The 15,291-nt window shown below is 54.0% G+C and carries 14 protein-coding genes; 1 reads left to right on the top strand and 13 read right to left on the bottom strand.

Annotated elements, in window-relative coordinates; all coding sequences use genetic code 11:
* Positions 1-110: 110 nt before the first annotated feature.
* The 8 genes from BBD41_RS18345 to BBD41_RS18315 all read right to left on the bottom strand — a co-directional run bounded on the left by BBD41_RS18345 (position 111) and on the right by BBD41_RS18315 (position 8,954).
* On the bottom strand, positions 111-347 hold the full coding sequence (locus BBD41_RS18345; RefSeq protein WP_007131704.1) for a glutaredoxin family protein: 237 nt from the start codon (positions 345-347) through the stop codon (positions 111-113).
* Between the two features lie 54 nt (positions 348-401).
* Positions 402-1,343 carry a thioredoxin-disulfide reductase gene (gene trxB, locus BBD41_RS18340; RefSeq protein WP_099478410.1) on the bottom strand — a complete coding sequence of 314 codons (942 nt, stop codon included), beginning with the start codon at positions 1,341-1,343 and terminating at the stop codon, positions 402-404.
* 133 nt (positions 1,344-1,476) lie between these two features.
* Positions 1,477-2,247: a leucine-rich repeat domain-containing protein gene (locus BBD41_RS18335; RefSeq protein WP_237086835.1), complete on the bottom strand. Its 771-nt coding sequence runs from the start codon at positions 2,245-2,247 to the stop codon at positions 1,477-1,479.
* Entirely contained in the window at positions 2,241-2,582 is a 342-nt protein-coding gene (locus BBD41_RS30330) for a hypothetical protein (protein WP_237086833.1), read from the bottom strand. The genes BBD41_RS18335 and BBD41_RS30330 overlap by 7 nt, the downstream gene beginning before the upstream one ends.
* A gap of 264 nt (positions 2,583-2,846) precedes the next feature.
* Entirely contained in the window at positions 2,847-4,886 is a 2,040-nt protein-coding gene (locus BBD41_RS18330; protein ID WP_099478409.1) for a heavy metal translocating P-type ATPase, read from the bottom strand.
* 423 nt (positions 4,887-5,309) lie between these two features.
* Positions 5,310-6,443 (bottom strand): PEP-utilizing enzyme, TIM barrel domain protein, encoded by a 1,134-nt coding sequence (locus tag BBD41_RS18325; protein ID WP_099478408.1) that lies wholly within the window; start codon positions 6,441-6,443, stop codon positions 5,310-5,312.
* Between the two features lie 238 nt (positions 6,444-6,681).
* Positions 6,682-8,007, bottom strand: a complete 1,326-nt coding sequence (locus BBD41_RS18320; protein WP_262984087.1) for a homocysteine synthase — start codon at positions 8,005-8,007, stop codon at positions 6,682-6,684.
* 110 nt (positions 8,008-8,117) lie between these two features.
* The gene (locus BBD41_RS18315) at positions 8,118-8,954 is read right to left on the bottom strand and encodes an SDR family NAD(P)-dependent oxidoreductase (protein WP_077568191.1); all 837 of its coding nucleotides are present in this window, start codon (positions 8,952-8,954) and stop codon (positions 8,118-8,120) included.
* Positions 8,955-9,134: 180 nt separating this feature from the next.
* On the opposite strand from BBD41_RS18315, the gene BBD41_RS18310 reads away from it, so the two are divergent.
* Positions 9,135-9,389, top strand: a complete 255-nt coding sequence (locus BBD41_RS18310) for a DUF3949 domain-containing protein (RefSeq protein ID WP_077568192.1) — start codon at positions 9,135-9,137, stop codon at positions 9,387-9,389.
* A gap of 134 nt (positions 9,390-9,523) precedes the next feature.
* Here the strand turns inward: BBD41_RS18310 and BBD41_RS18305 are convergent, their stop codons facing one another.
* From BBD41_RS18305 to BBD41_RS18285, 5 genes are all read right to left on the bottom strand, one after another.
* Complete coding sequence (locus tag BBD41_RS18305) at positions 9,524-10,381, bottom strand: ATP-binding cassette domain-containing protein (RefSeq protein ID WP_077568193.1); 858 nt, start codon at positions 10,379-10,381, stop codon at positions 9,524-9,526.
* A complete protein-coding gene (locus tag BBD41_RS18300) occupies positions 10,378-11,220 on the bottom strand; it encodes a hypothetical protein (protein ID WP_077568194.1) in 843 nt (280 codons plus the stop codon). Before BBD41_RS18300 ends, BBD41_RS18305 begins: the two co-directional genes overlap by 4 nt.
* The gene (locus BBD41_RS18295; protein ID WP_099478407.1) at positions 11,198-11,896 is read right to left on the bottom strand and encodes an RNA polymerase sigma factor; all 699 of its coding nucleotides are present in this window, start codon (positions 11,894-11,896) and stop codon (positions 11,198-11,200) included. Before BBD41_RS18295 ends, BBD41_RS18300 begins: the two co-directional genes overlap by 23 nt.
* A 125-nt stretch (positions 11,897-12,021) precedes the next feature.
* A complete protein-coding gene (locus tag BBD41_RS18290) occupies positions 12,022-14,205 on the bottom strand; it encodes an ABC transporter permease (RefSeq protein WP_099478406.1) in 2,184 nt (727 codons plus the stop codon).
* Positions 14,198-15,064, bottom strand: coding sequence for an ABC transporter ATP-binding protein (locus BBD41_RS18285; RefSeq protein WP_077568197.1), 867 nt, complete (start codon positions 15,062-15,064; stop codon positions 14,198-14,200). Before BBD41_RS18285 ends, BBD41_RS18290 begins: the two co-directional genes overlap by 8 nt.
* Positions 15,065-15,291 lie beyond the last annotated feature (227 nt).

Genomic DNA, 15,291 nt, shown 5'->3' with positions numbered 1-15,291 from the left:
GATTTCTCGGACAGGCGCGTGCGGCAATCCAACATGAAAAAGGCTCTTCCCCGCTTGGTGGGAAAGAGCCTTTCTTCGTATAGACGATCACTAGTTGATGCTGCTCAAGCTTAGCCTTCCGGGTTCAACGCTTTGTTGAACTGAAGCTTGTTCATGCCGAGAATGCGGTGCTCGCCGATAATGGTCAATGGGACGGCGCGAACGCCCATGTCCCATACTTGCTGGGCATATTCTTCGTTTTGTTCGATATTGCGCTCTTCGAATTCGATGCCCTGCTCGGACAAAAAGCCTTTTACCTGCTTGCAGTGCGGGCAGTTATTCGATGTGTAGACAATGACGTTTTCCATGGTTCATCCAGCTCCTCTATGCTATGATTTTCGTTGCTTCTTCTATCTATCAGTTTACAATACGACCGCGTTATGTTCCAAGCTCTCGATGTACTTCTCGGCATCCATTGCCGCCATGCAGCCGCTGCCTGCAGCGGTAATCGCTTGTCTGTAACGGGTGTCCTGCACGTCGCCGCAAGCGAATACGCCTGGAATATTCGTTTCGGACGTGCCTGGCGTGGTTACGATGTAGCCGTTCGGATCCGTTGTGATGCTTCCGCCGAGGAAGCCTGTGTTCGGATGATGCCCGATGGCCACGAATACGCCGCTTGCTTCGATCGTCTCTTCCTCGCCCGTTTCGTTGTTCACCACTTTAATGCCTTTCACGCCTTGTTCGTCCGCAATGATCTCTTGCGGCGTGCGGTTCAGCGCCCATTCGATCTTCTCGTTTGCACGTGCGCGGTCCTGCATGATTTTGGATGCACGCAGCTCATCGCGGCGGTGCACCAGCGTCACCTTGGATGCAAAGCGGGTCAGGAAGTTCGCTTCCTCCAATGCGGAGTCGCCGCCGCCAACCACGACGATTTCCTTTCCGCGGAAAAAGAAGCCGTCGCATGTTGCGCAGGTGCTTACGCCCCGGCCTACATTGTCCTGCTCGCCCGGAATGCCAAGATACTTGGCCGTTGCGCCTGTGGAGATGATCAGCGTCTCCGTTACGACTTCACCCAAGCCTTCAACGTTCAGCTTGAACGGACGCTCGCCGAACTCTACGCTGTTGACCCAGCCCGTACGAAACTCAGCGCCAAAACGTTCAGCCTGCTGGCGCATATTGTCCATCAGCTCGGGACCCATGATGCCTTGAGGGAAGCCCGGGAAGTTCTCGACTTCAGTCGTTGTCGTCAGCTGGCCGCCAGGTTGAGGCCCCTCGATCACGAGCGGGCTCAGATTCGCGCGAGCCAAATAGATTGCAGCAGTCAGGCCTGCGGGGCCGGTACCTATAATAACGGATTTATACATGTCGTTTCCCTCCTGTATATGTAACGCTTAATTATAATCATTATAAATTAATATTTATTATGATTCTATATTGACCGCATGTCAATAGACCATGATGCAACCCAGCTGAAAATATTGTGAAACCTTTGAAAGATTACAACCAAGAGTTCCAATTCATCGACCGTGGATTGTACAAATTATCGTCAAGGTCGGCATACTCCAATTGCGGCAGTTCATCGATAACAGCCGGGGCACTCGCCAAACAATTTCGGCTCAGGCTCAGCCACCGGAGCTTCTTAAGCTCCCGCAGTTCAGCAGGCACGTCCGCGATCGCCGTATAATTAATACAGAGGTTCTCCAGCTGTGACAGCTGCCCGATCTCCGGAGGGATGCGGTGTAACGATACATCCTCCCTAGGCAAAATAACGTCGACCGAGTTATGGTAACTTCCGCATGCGATGGTCAAATGTCGAAGAGAACCCAGCTTGCCGATCCCCGCCGGGATTTCCTGCAAATTCGCTGTATATACAGACAACGATTCCAGCTTCCTCAGCTCGAACAGGCCCTCAGGCAGGCGGGTCACATAGCTTTCGTGAATCATCAACTCTCTCAGGTCCGTCAGCTGACGAATGGACTCCGGTATTACCGTAATGCCAAATCCGAAAATCTCCAACCTGTGCGGCTGATGAAACAGAACTGCTTTCCAAAACGTTTCAAACTCCCGATGCTCCGGCAGGCACAAAAACAAGCCTGGTACCTCTTGCTCAAGCCTTCTGGCTTCGTCTTCCTCAACTTGAAGACCGCCCATACGTTCGTGAGCAACTTGAAACAAGAACTCCCGGCCCGCATGGTCCACAAACGTCAAATCCTCCGGCAGCCGTGGGTGCTGCCATTCATAGAATGCCGTTGCAGCCTCCTTCAACACTGCCGCAGATTCCTTGCAGCATCGGTACATATAAAATGCCCCGGACTATATTCGATTCCCCGATCCGGCGTTATATCCCTCTCAATCCTTAGTTCATGCTCCTCGCTCGTAATCGCGTACTCCTCAACGAGATAAGGCTCAAGCAGTGCAAATACCCGCCCTGCCCCTTCCATCCAATCCGGATTGCCCTCACCAGCCAGCGTGAATCGATTTTCGCCGTCAATGCATTCAAGGAAGCCCCTTCTTGCCACCATGAACATTTCCGATCGTTCCGTCGCGTAATCGATCAGCCACTTGTAAGCTTCGCCCCTGGGCGAATCATAGAACGCCGCCATCCTCTCCCGCCTCTCCTTGATTGACTCGATATCTTCTACACCTTACACCTTACTTAATTATTAATTATATGAAAAATCCCCTTCCTTCTCGAATTATCGAAAAGAAAGGGGATCCGTCCATGCTGACATCATCATTTGAATCTTCAAGTCAGCCTTACCTATAAAATTTGATGGTCGCCTGCGAACCGATCATCCATGTCGTTAGCCGAATCTGGAATATCGCTGCCGCAGTACGGTTCCCTCCGCCATGCTTTTCCCTAGCGTTCAGTTGCTCGAGCGAAGGAGGCGCAGCCCGTTTAAGATGACGAGAATCGTACTGCCTTCGTGTCCGACAACGCCCAGCGGGAGCGCAACGCCTTCAAGGAAATTCGCCGTAATCAAGGTAAGGATGACCGCGATCGCAAACACCATATTTTGCTTTATGATTCGCTGAACCCGGCGGGCTACCTTCACGGTACCTGCAATTTCATCGATATTATCGTTCATCAATACCGCGTCCGCGACTTCCAGCGCCGTTCCGCTTCCCGACACGCCCATGCCGATGCCGACGGTCGCCGTTGCCAATGCAGGCGCATCGTTAACGCCATCGCCGACCATGACAACATGCCCGTGACGCTCACGCAGCTCTTTGATATGATTGACCTTATCTTCCGGCAGCAGGTCGGAGAAGACCATATCGACGCCGGTTTGCTGGGCGATAACCTGTGCAGTAGCCTTCCGGTCTCCGGTCAGCATCGCCACGCGAATCCCCATCGACTGCAGCCGCTTAACGGCAAGAGCAGCCTCCGGTCTCACCGCATCCTGTAAAGCGATCATGCCGACAATTTCGTCATCTCTCATAATAACGGACACGGTCTTGCCCTCGGATTCCAGGCGTTGACGCTGCGCAATCCATCCGGCCTTCCCGTTCGGGCGTTCAATCTGTGACAGATGGCGATTCTGATCTTCAAAAGCTTGATGAGACAAGGAAAGCCCGGCTTCATCGGTTACGGCGTCCAGCACATCGCTCTTGCCGATTTTCCAGATGACGCCCTCCAGTTCGCCCTGCATGCCCCATCCCGTTAAGGATTGGCTGTTCTCTACCTGCTTCAGCGGCACGCCCGATTCCTCCGCTGCTTTTACTACCGCTATGGCGAGCGGATGCTTCGACATCTTTTCAATCGATGCGCTGATGCCAAGCAGCTCACGCTTATCCCAGCCTTCGCCTGCAATGAAATCCGTTACCTTCGGCGTTCCCAGCGTCAGCGTCCCTGTCTTGTCAAAAGCAACAACCGCCGTGCGGGCCATATTCTCAATATGCGCACCACCCTTGAACAGCACGCCTTTGCGGGCCCGGTTGGAGATCGCCGACAGCATCGCCGGCATAATCGAGGATACCAGGGCGCAAGGGGAAGCAACGACAAGAAATACCATCGCTTTATAAAAAGCCGTGCTGAAATCCCAGCCGAACAGCGGTGTGGACAGCGCAATCAGAGCGATCGTCACAACGACGACGACTCTGGCGTAAATCGCCTCGAACCGCTTGATGAACCGCTGCGATGCCGGCACTTCGCTCTCCGCTTCCTCAACCAGGCGGATGATTTTGGCGAACAGCGTCGCGTCCGCCGACTTCGTAACCTCGATGTATAAGACGCCTTCTCCGTTAAGCGTTCCTGCAAATACTTCGTCTCCTACGGCTTTGTCGACCGGAACCGATTCGCCGGTGATGGACGACTGATTCACGGACGAGCCTCCGCGATACACCTTCCCGTCCGCCGGAATCAGTTCTCCCGGTTTAACCAGAATCAAATCGCCGATCTCAAGCTTAGCGATCGATACCGAGACCATGTTCCCGTTCTCGATACGAAGCGCCGTTTCCGGCTGCAGCTCCATTAAGGAAGAGATGTCCTTGCGGCTTCTCTCGGTCGTGTAGCTTTCCAGCGCTCCGCTTAACGCGAAAATAAAAATCAGCATCGCCCCTTCGTTCCAGTAGCCGATCGAGGCGGCACCCATGGCGGCGGCAATCATGAGCAGATTCACATCGAGATCGCGCTCCTTCAGCAGCGTTTGCACGCCTTCCTTCGCCTTAACCCAGCCCCCGATCGCGTAGGAGATCACATACAGCGCAACGGACAGCGGTTCCGACCATTGGCCGGCCGTCCAGGCCGCCAGCATGAGAACCCCGCTGCCCAGCGCAGCCAGCACTTCCGGATTGGAGAGCAGGCTCCGGATATCCCATTTGCCAGGCTGACGCGGCTCGCGCGGATCAGCTCCATGTTCGATTGAAGATATGCTTGCAGCTGTTTGACTTTGCATCAGTTCCATTACAATCACCTTCCTAGTTGAGAATGAGATCCATTATTAATGCCCTAAAAATGGCACATGCTGCCCCGGCTAAGCCGAAGCAGCATGCTAAATGAGAATGAAAATCATTTTTGATCTTACACAATTTATTTTCCCTAAACCAACTTTATACTTATATCATACTCACGAATGTCCCGTTTGTAAACCAGTTTTTGCCGGATGATCATAAAAAAATTAAACAGGAAAAATTCAATAAAAAAAGCCTTCTGCGGGAATGTCCCTGCAAAAGGCTTCAAGCGTTATAGCACGCTTCGTAGAAAGCTTTGAACGTTAAAGATGACTCGTAAGCAGGCTCCCCCAGCGTTACAGCATGATCAATACATCCGATCATCGCAATCGCTCACGTCGAATAAGGGTCTAACCGTAAAGCGCTCTCATTCCGGTTTATCCTTGGGATGCCTGGATGTTTGGGGCTGCTTGAGATGAAGAGCATCTTCTGCGCAGCTCCAGCCGCGCCCCCAAAATCCGCACGGCTGCAAGATCCGCTGAGCTGCAGCTTACCTCATGGATCCCATGGCGGTAAACCATCTTCAGGTCATCGGTTCCCGCCCCATTCATTCTTAACGTTAGCTGCGGCTTGATGCGCCGAATCCGTTCGATAATCCCAGCAAACGCAAAGCCCTTCACCGCATCCTCGGTTAATTCCGGCTCCCCTCCGCTCTCGGTGCCCTCCATATCAAGCACGAGCACATCCGCCATTCGGGCAATTTCCGCTGCCGCAGCCGGGTTCGTTCGCTCGTCCAGCAAGGCTCCGTACCGGATCCGCACGAACCGCCTTTGATCCATTAGCGTCTGCTCCGCAACCTCCTCGATAAAATGATGGATATCCATAAATTCATCGGCATGCGCAGGCTGAACGGCCAGGAGCTCCAGCTGGCATTCCATGCCCTGTCCCCCGCACTGCTCCAACGCCCGGAACATCGACTCCAGTTGGGCGTCCTGCGCTTCCCGCTTCTCCATCGGGTGGGACAGCGCAGGGTCTTCGAGCAGGCTCACGGCACATTTTGACCCGTTCGCCGCCTGGAATACCGATACCCAATACGCCGTCCACAGCATAATCAGCCTTCGTCTCAGCATGGAAGCCTTCTCTCCCCGCGATTTCAGCCAAGCCGAATATACTTCCTGGAGCAGTCCATGCTGCAGAGCCTCCTCGCCCCGGATCAGCCCGATACCCTGGGCTCCCTGGCGGATATCGAGCTCTATCCTCTCAGGGACGGAGGTCCGGCTCATGACCTTAAGCTTCCGGTTTCTGTCACTCCATCCAAGCAGCCGGTTCAAGGAGGGGCTGATGGTTCCGCTGTGCCGAATTCCCGAAACCCGAAGCGCTTCATCGATGTCCTCCGGGGCTGCCAACAGCAACAATACCTCTTCATGCGTTATGCCGCCCGCCATCGCAAAATGCTTCAGCAGATCCGTCTCGGGAGAGGAATCGCCGGCCGCATAGTCCACGGCATTCACGGCTTCCCCATTTAAACGCTCTCCCCATTCGCTGCCGGTTCCCCATTGCCTTTCCGTCATGGTTATCGTTCTACTCCCTTTCGCCATGTATTGGATGTTGCCGCCTACCATACAGCGTATTATGAAACATTTGGAAATATACAACACGATGGAGGATAAAAATAAACCATTCGCCTGCATGAAATGCCGGAGCATGCCGGGCTTGTGTCTGCAGCTGAGGATTGCTTCCCGGAACGCGAATACGCAAAAAAGAGCATCCATAAGGTCGTTAAACCTTACGGATGCCCTTGGTTTTAACTTACAGCGCAACCTTCTGGCTGGCCGCAATCGCCTGCTCCAGATCATACAGAATGTCATCGATGGATTCCGTACCGATCGACAGCCGCAGCAGCTCCGGATTCACGCCGGCACTGATCTGTTCTTCCTCGCTCAGCTGCTGGTGCGTCGTGCTGGCCGGATGGATGATCAGCGATTTGGAATCGCCGACGTTGGCAAGATGGGAGAACAGCTTCACGTTCTCAATCACCTTCTGTCCGGCTTCAGCGCCGCCCTTAATGCCAAACGTCAAAATAGCCCCTTGGCCCTTCGGCAGATACTTCTGCGCCAGCTCATACGATGGATGGCTTGGCAGCCCCGCATAGCTGACCCACTCGACGGCCTCATGCTTCTCCAGATACTCGGCAACCTTCAGCGCATTCTCACTATGGCGCTGCACACGGAGATGGAGCGTCTCCAATCCTTGCAGCAGAAGCCAGGCGTTGAATGGAGACAGGGAAGCTCCAATGTCCCGCAGAAGCTGTACGCGGGCCTTGATGATGTATGCAATCGGACCGACGGCTTCGGTATACACGACGCCATGATAACTCGGATCCGGCTCGGTCAAACCTGGGAATTTGCCGCTTGCGCCCCAGTCGAACTTGCCGCTGTCGACGATCACGCCGCCGATCGAAGTTCCATGGCCGCCGATAAATTTGGTTGCCGAATGAACGACGATATCGGCTCCATACTCGATCGGACGCAGCAAGTACGGGCTCGGGAACGTATTGTCTACGATGAGCGGAATGCCATGCTCGTGGGCGATTGCCGCAACCGCTTCCACATCGAGCACGTTTCCTTGCGGGTTGCCGATGGTCTCGGCGAACAGCGCTTTCGTCTTGTCGTTAATGGCAGCCCGGAAGTTCTCCGGATTCGACGAATCGACGAAATGCACCTTGATTCCGAGCTTTGCCAGCGTGGTGGAGAATAGATTATACGTGCCGCCGTACAGGCTGGAGGAGGAAACGATCTCATCCCCGGCACCGGCAATGTTAAGGATCGAGAACGTAATGGCCGCTTGTCCGGAAGCTGTCGCCAAGGCGCCTGCTCCTCCCTCCAGCGCCGCGATCCGCTTCTCGAATACATCGGTCGTCGGATTCATGATCCGCGTATAAATGTTGCCGAATTCCTTCAGGGCAAACAGGTTAGCCGCATGCTCGCTGTCCTTGAAGCCGTAGGATGTCGTCTGATAGAGCGGCACGGCGCGCGATAGGGTTGTCGGGTCGAGCTCCTGGCCGGCATGAACCGCTAACGTTTCAATCGATAATTGACGTTCTTCTGACATGGATGTTTCCTCCCTTTTCTTCATATGGAAAATAGTATGAATGCTGATTTCCATCATTCTCTCATACTTTCCACAGTTTGAAAAGGGTCATTACCAACTATTTTCATCGGAATTAGAAGTTTTTTTTGGGGCATTTATTGATCTTTATCCTGGCCGGGCGGATTTACTTTGCCCCAGCCGTATCCCGCTTCCGGCGACGTATCCTCCGGCATCCCCGGAAGGATGAGCCCCCCGTCAATGCGCAAGTTGATGCCTGTAATATAGGATGCTGCATCCGAGCATAGCCAAGCAATCGCTTCACCGATGTCGGAAGGAGTTCCGAGCCTCCCCAGCGGGATTTTATCTCCAAGCGGTTCCTTCTCGGCGGATTGCTCTAATTTATGGACCGTCGCCCCCGGCGCGACACAGTTTACCCGGATTCCATGCGGCGCCCATTCCAGCGCCAGCGACTGGGCCGCACGAATCAAAGCTGCCTTCATGCCGCCATAGATGCTGTCCTTCGGGTAGGCTCTTTCGCCGCGCGAGGAGGTAATAAAGATGATATTGCCGGGGATCTCGCGGGCAATCATTTCCCTGGCTGCATATTTGCTAAGCAGCATGGGAGCCCTGAAATCGAGGTTGATGGTCGTATCCAGCTCCTCCTCCTCCATTTCGGTGAGCTCCTTATGAAAGCCGATCCCGGCATTGTTAACCACCAGATCTATGCGTTCAAGCTGCTCCACCGTCTTGCGGATCGTGTTCTCCGCTTCGCTCCGGATCGTGAGATCGCTCTGGATAATCAGAGGCTCCTTGCCATAGATATGGCCGATATCCTCGGCAACGGATAATATCCCGTCTTTGCTCGAGTTGTAGGTGAGCGCGAGCCGATACCCTTTTTCCGCCAAAATCTTCGCAATGCCTCTGCCGATTCCAGCCCCTGCTCCGGTAACCAGCGCCACCTTCTCGACTCCATGCTGTCCTGCGGTTCCCATAATACGTCTCCTCTCGTATCGATGATTTCATGCCTACATCCGTGATGATATGCACTATACGAACTATTTTTACCCGAATCCCCGAAGATTGATTTGTCCTTGACTATAAATGCTGAAACCGCATCCAATTTATGACGTATATAGGAGCATAGGTCTGACGAGACGAAGGAGCGTGAACTTATGGGTTCGATGTTGTGGGTGATCGCCGGCGTTCTGTTCGCAGCATTTCTGATCATGATCCCTGTCCAGTATCGCTATATCAAGGAAATCAATGAGGATCCTCGAAGAAAAGGCGTCAGTCAGGAAACGTATTACAAAAATATGTCCTTTCAGGAAGAGCAGCTTCATTACAACGCACAGAGTGCATTCTGGCCATCGGCTGCGGTTGCAGCTTGGATATATCGCTGGAGACATCGAAAGAAGGAAAAGGGTTAAACGGTTAGACCATCCCAAAGGAGATTTAACCGAATCCGTATGTTATGTGTCCGCGAAAAAAAATCATCGTCCAGACGGATGATGATTTTTTTATATATATTAGGTTTATTTACAAGAGCGAAGTGGAGAAAAACCTAGCCGCGTCTCGCCAATGCATCCATATGAAGGAAAAAGGCGTCCTCTAGTGTCGGCTCCTTCTCCAAAAATTCGGGGCCCGGCTGCTTCTTAGCCATCAGACGGACCTTCATGCGTTCGTCGGTCATTTGAAAATGAATGAGCCTCTCTTGCGGAATCCGTTCGAAGTCGCTGAGGTCCACCTCGCCCTCCCATACGCTCGAGGCTACGCTCAGCTTCCATTGCTGCGGCGATCCGTTGTACCGAAGGCGCCCCCGGTGAATCCAGATGACATTATCCGTCGCCTCTTCCCATTCGTTCAGCTCGTGGGCGGCGACAATGACCATCCTCCCCTTGGCGTATTGGGTAAGGTAGGTGATCAGAAATTTGCGTTCCTCGGCGTCCATCCCGTTCAGCGGCTCATCCAGAAACAGAAATGACGGAGAGGCCAAAAGGGCTTGCACGACCGCGATGCGCCGCTGCACCCCTTGCGATAAGTGCTTGACCTTGCTTTTGCGGAACGGCTCCAGCCGGAAGTCGCCGATCAGCTTGTCGATCGCCTCAGGCTGATAGACTCCCTTCAATTCAGCCATATACTTCAGCAGTTTGCCTGCCTTCATATCCCCGTACAGCTCGATATCGGCCGGAACATACCCGATCTGGCTACGGATGAGCGGCAGATGGTCTGCAGCCTTTCTACCGCTGTACAAAATATCGCCGGCGTCCGGTGTCTGAAGCGTGGTCAGCAGCTCGATCAGCGTTGTCTTTCCGGCCCCGTTCGCACCTACGATCAGGTTGAGGCCGGAGGAAATGACCGCCCGCTCGATCTCCAGACGATACGTGCCAGCCTGCCGCTCCAGTCCTTCGATCCGAATCATGCGGAAGCTCTCCAGGACGCCGCATTCCATTTGAGGCTGCGGCCGTAAGAGGATACGAGCAGGGAAACGCCGATGATCAGAAGCACGATATCCGTTGCCATTTTGCCGCTCATGGAAACCCCGTGATCCATGATTTGTCCTTGGAGGATGATCCAGAGTCCATACACAAGGACGGCCGAGACGAGCGAGGCGATCATTCCTTTCCGAAACAGCATATACATGGCGGCTCCGCCGGTGACCAGAAGTATGCCCATCCATTCGAGAACGAATGGCCCGAACAGGAATGTTGAATTTTCGGCTTGCATCGATTTGAAGCCGATGACGATCGTGCTTAGCAGTGCCATTCCGGTCACGATGCCTGTGACGAGCAGCAGCCGTGTGTACAAAACAAGCGCAGGCGGATACGGCGTCAGCGTCTCTACAGCCCGCATCCCTTTATCCCAAGTACGGCTGCTGAATAGCATGGACACGATGAGCAGAAGCGGGGTAATCAGCGGAAATATGCCGCCGGGAAGCCCCCCGAAGTGATCCAGGGGATAGGCTGGATCGATCAGCAGCACCAGCATCAGAAATACCGCGCTGCTGGCGAGCAGAATGGATCGCTGGTTCAGCCTGAGCTGACTGCGGAGGATCTGCTTCAACGACGGCGGATCCACCTGCGGGTTGAAATCAAGCTTCGGTGATTGCGGCTCGACCTTCAGCAGATCGAACTCCCCTTGGAGCGAAGCAATGAGCCGGGAGGTTTCCTCGGGTGTCGGCGGAGGGAGAATCGCGCGCCGAAGCGGCCCCCGCAGCTCGTCCTCTAGTTTTCCCAATTCACGATCGAATGGATGATCCATGGATACACACCTCACTTTCTGTAGCCTTGCGCCGGTCATCCGGCTCTTCTTCCGGGCTTGAGCGGCTCAGGACCTTTCTCTTGGAGCGGCTTCCCCGCTCCGATCTTCCGGCCGGGGGCATCGGAACCAATTCTCCTTGCTCTTGGGCCAGCGTTTTCTTTAGCTTTCTTAATCCATTATATAAATGCGTCTTTACCGTGCTAAGGGGGAGGTCCACCAGATCCGCGATTTCCTGAAGCTTAAGGTCATGGAAAAATCTCAGCGTAATGATCTCCTGCTGAATGTCCGGCAAAGTACTGAGCGACACCGCAATTTCATGAGATGTCTCCTGCCTCTCTATCAATTCCTCCGCTCCGGGCGCGGGATCATGGGCATCCGGCAGATCTTCGCCGGCAAGCCCCTCGGACCTGTAGGCTGCGCTTTTCCAGTAATCCTTACACATGTTCAGGGCTACGCGGTACAGCCACGACCTGACATGTTCCAGCGACCCGTGGGTCCTCAGATGCCGGATCAGCCGGATAAACGTTTCCTGGACGATATCCTGGGCCTTTTGCCTGTCGGTCAGCTGCCTTGTCGTATAGCTTAACAGCGGGCCATGGTACCGGGTGACCAGCAGCTCAAACGCTTCCTGGTCACCCGCCGCCATCCGCTCGGACAGCTGCTGATCGGAAATCATGCCCCTCCCCCCTTTCTGGTTCGATATAACCGTAATTTACCCATTCCGTACCTTATCCATCAATCGTGCTGTCCGAATCAATCCTCGGAGTGAATCCCCGGCACTGTCCATGCATGCGGAAGCCGTTATTCCCCAACCGTCTGCTTCCATCGCTTCTCCCATTCATCATAGGTGACCGGAGCCTCCGGCTTGATTGCAGGATACCGATACGTATCCGGAAACTGAAGGCCATGCACGTAATAATGGGCGAGCACTTTCTTGACCTGTTCTGCCTTTCCTTCCTTCATCGCCCGCCGGACTTGTCTGGCCATTCCGATCCCGATTTTATTCTGCGGATCGGTCCCGTCCCCGTTCTTGAACAGGAGCTCCTGGACCGATCTCAAGTGTCCGTACGCACTGCGCAGCTGTTTATCGCTCAGCCCTTTTTCGTCTATATAATACACATACCAGAACAAGCTGCCGATTTTGTTCCGGACATCCTGCTCCGGATGCTCATAATTGCCATAATAAGATGGCTGATCACCAAACAGCATATAGTTCATCCATTCACCCGGAAGATTGCTGCTGTAGTAGGTATATGCCCGTGATGACAATATGAGGGAATGCTCCGCGTTGGGCCAATCAATCCCGTGTCCCAAATACAGGATGGTGTCGATGTCCGTGGACATTTCCGGAATCCATGCTGCAAAATAATCATACTTTTCTTTCAGCTCACGCAATAGCCCCTCTGCCCATTTTTCCAGGTAAGGGGTTGTCACAATCCGCACCTTGAAATCCGGACGATGCACTTCGGTCCAGAAGCTTCCGCCATACAGGGAAGCATTCTGCCCGATACCCTTCGACTCAAAGATCTGATATCCCGGCCCCCGTTCCACTTCCTCCAAACTGCTGTAGAGCGGCTTCGAGTACCCTTCCACCTTCAGTTTCATATCGCCCACGGAATACCGCTGAATCCCGTAACGGCGGGCCAAAGTAATGTAAGGCGTCGACGATATGTCTTGCTTGAGGTAAACATGCTGATGGCCGGGAAGCGGATACCAGGCCATATGGCCTTCGAGCTTCACCTCGTCTCCGAAGCTGAAGGCCCCAAAATCATTCTGCGTATAATCGGTGCGGTAATCCATTACGCTTCCGAAATACACCAGCTCGGCCTCGATATCCTGCCGCCGATCCGCCGGAAGACTGATCGTTAGCATTTCCCCCCGCCTCCGGTAGGAAGCGTCGCTGCCCTGGATCCGAACGCGCTCCATCGTGAAGAAACGGTTCAACGTCAGCGGAAGCTCGGACTTCCCGGCCAATTCTCCGGCGGGTATTCGAAGGCGGGCAGTGACACGCAGAATATCGTTAGGGAGCCGTTTCAGCTCGAGATCGTAGGAGGACACCGTAAAAATCTTTGCCGGGCCCGGATCATCGGTCAGCGCGATGGATGGGTCCGACAGCTTGCGGTCCAGCTGATCATACCGCTCTGCCCACAAGCTGCCGTATGGAATGAACACGGCACTGGCCAGAAGGAAGGATGCCACCGCCGCCGCCCAAATCTTTCTTACATGCATCGTCGGGCGCTTCCGGTTCAATAGCAGCAGACTTACCGAGAGCAGCAGCCATGTAAAGGCCAGTACGAACCAGCGCGAGCGCGAAATATCCGCAGATTTGAGGGCATAGCTCCAGTTTTCATATTGTAATGTATCGGACTGAATGAAGAACTGATTCAAATGGAAGACTTCGGCCGGATACCATCCGAGCTGTGTAATGACAAAGATATCCATAAAAAAGGTGCCGAACATCCATGCACAAAATCCGATCAGGTAGACAATCCGGTTCGGAATGCTGGCCCCCAGCACCATGGCCAGCGCAAGGGTAACCATATACGAAATTTCGTACTGCACGGCGAATTGCATCGTATAATGCATGGCGATTCCGCCGTCGATCCCCTGGCTTATTGAGATCGTGTAGAAGATGAACGCTGTCGGAAGCGTGAACAAGGTCAAATACAGCAAGCTTACGGCATATTTGGACGATAGCAGCGTCAGGAACGATACCGGCAAGCTGTGATTCCACTCGAAGGAGCGCCGTAAAACATCCCTTCGCATGGTTAAAATGCCGATCAGCATCGCGGGACCGAGCGTCATCGTATGTCCGAGCATATGAAACTTGTAAGCCATCGTATACAGGTTCTGCTCGGTGCCGCCTCCGCTATTCAGCATGTTCATGGCGAACAAAATCGCATAGATGACCGGCAAGGATGCAAACACCGGATTGCCGAACAGAAGCCGGCATTCCAGTACGGCGTGTCTCCACCATCTATACATCCCGATCCCTCCGCAGCAGAGCCAGGTAGCCGTCCTCCAGGGAAGGTTCAGCCGGATATGCACCCATAAACGGCTTCTTCCCGACAAAACGGCACAGAATGCCTTCCGGTAAAGCTTTGGTCGATACAACCTGCATCGGATCCACGCGGGAAAACTCATCGGCGGACAGCACCGCCTCCCACACTTGCCCGTTGCCGCAGGCCTGCAGCTCGCCAAGGGTGCCTGACATGACGAGCCGCCCCATGTTCATGACGGCAATCCGGCGGCAGTTGCTCTCAATATCAGCGACGATATGCGTGGACAGCAGCACGGTCCGGTCAATGCTAAAGCGGGTAAGGACGTTGCGGAACCGGACCCGTTCCTGCGGATCCAAGCCGGAGGTCGGCTCATCCACGATGAGGATGCCGGGAGAACCGAGAAGAGCTTGAGCAATGCCCAGGCGCTGCTTCATCCCGCCCGAATAAGTACGTACCTTCTTGTCGGCCTTATCCTGGAGATTCACCGTCTCCAAGAGCCTGGCAACCTCCTTCCTCCTCGCCTCCCGGTCCTTGATTCCCTTCATTGCGGCTGCGTAGTCGAGATAATCTCTGCCCGTCAGCTGCGGATAAATATGAAAATGCTGGGGCAGGTAACCGATCATCGGACGGATCTCCTCCGGCCTTGTGATCGAAATGCCATTTACCCTAACCTGTCCGGAGGTCGGGGCCAGCAATGTCGCCAATATGCGCATCAGCGTCGTTTTGCCCGCCCCGTTCGGCCCGAGCAAACCGGTCATGCCTTTATCCAATTGGAGCGACACGTCGAGGAGCGCCCACGCCCCTTTCCGGTACGTTTTTGATAAATGCTCGATGGTAATCATGCAATAACCCTTTCAGCGATTTCTTATGGACCTGATTCGTTAAGCCGCGCGGCTTCTGTATTGAAAACGAACAGGGCGGAAAAAAAGTTTAACCAATGCATCAAACGAACAAAAAAATGCGCACACCATAGCGCAGCTTGCAACGCGGCCAAGTCAGTGCAGGCAGTACGAAAGCCATCTCCAGGTCAGGTCAAATAAGCTTGGAGTGCTAAATCATATAGCCATAC

The sequence above is a fragment of the Paenibacillus ihbetae genome, assembly GCF_002741055.1.
GTDB classification, from domain to species: domain Bacteria; phylum Bacillota; class Bacilli; order Paenibacillales; family Paenibacillaceae; genus Paenibacillus_AQ; species Paenibacillus_AQ ihbetae.
Note: the sequence above shows the minus strand (reverse complement) of the source record. Positions and strands in the feature narration are given on the sequence as shown.

Coding starts and splice junctions, on each gene's coding strand:
- BBD41_RS18310 (WP_077568192.1), top strand. CDS start 9,135: ATGGGTTCGATGTTGTGGGTGATCGCCGGCGTTCTGTTCGCAGCATTT.
- BBD41_RS18320 (WP_262984087.1), bottom strand. CDS start 8,007: ATGAAGAAAAGGGAGGAAACATCCATGTCAGAAGAACGTCAATTATCG.
- BBD41_RS18295 (WP_099478407.1), bottom strand. CDS start 11,896: ATGATTTCCGATCAGCAGCTGTCCGAGCGGATGGCGGCGGGTGACCAG.
- BBD41_RS18325 (WP_099478408.1), bottom strand. CDS start 6,443: ATGACGGAAAGGCAATGGGGAACCGGCAGCGAATGGGGAGAGCGTTTA.
- BBD41_RS30330 (WP_237086833.1), bottom strand. CDS start 2,582: ATGGCGGCGTTCTATGATTCGCCCAGGGGCGAAGCTTACAAGTGGCTG.
- BBD41_RS18315 (WP_077568191.1), bottom strand. CDS start 8,954: ATGGGAACCGCAGGACAGCATGGAGTCGAGAAGGTGGCGCTGGTTACC.
- BBD41_RS18290 (WP_099478406.1), bottom strand. CDS start 14,205: ATGTATAGATGGTGGAGACACGCCGTACTGGAATGCCGGCTTCTGTTC.
- BBD41_RS18330 (WP_099478409.1), bottom strand. CDS start 4,886: ATGGAACTGATGCAAAGTCAAACAGCTGCAAGCATATCTTCAATCGAA.
- BBD41_RS18305 (WP_077568193.1), bottom strand. CDS start 10,381: ATGATTCGGATCGAAGGACTGGAGCGGCAGGCTGGCACGTATCGTCTG.
- trxB (WP_099478410.1), bottom strand. CDS start 1,343: ATGTATAAATCCGTTATTATAGGTACCGGCCCCGCAGGCCTGACTGCT.
- BBD41_RS18300 (WP_077568194.1), bottom strand. CDS start 11,220: ATGGATCATCCATTCGATCGTGAATTGGGAAAACTAGAGGACGAGCTG.
- BBD41_RS18345 (WP_007131704.1), bottom strand. CDS start 347: ATGGAAAACGTCATTGTCTACACATCGAATAACTGCCCGCACTGCAAG.
- BBD41_RS18285 (WP_077568197.1), bottom strand. CDS start 15,064: ATGATTACCATCGAGCATTTATCAAAAACGTACCGGAAAGGGGCGTGG.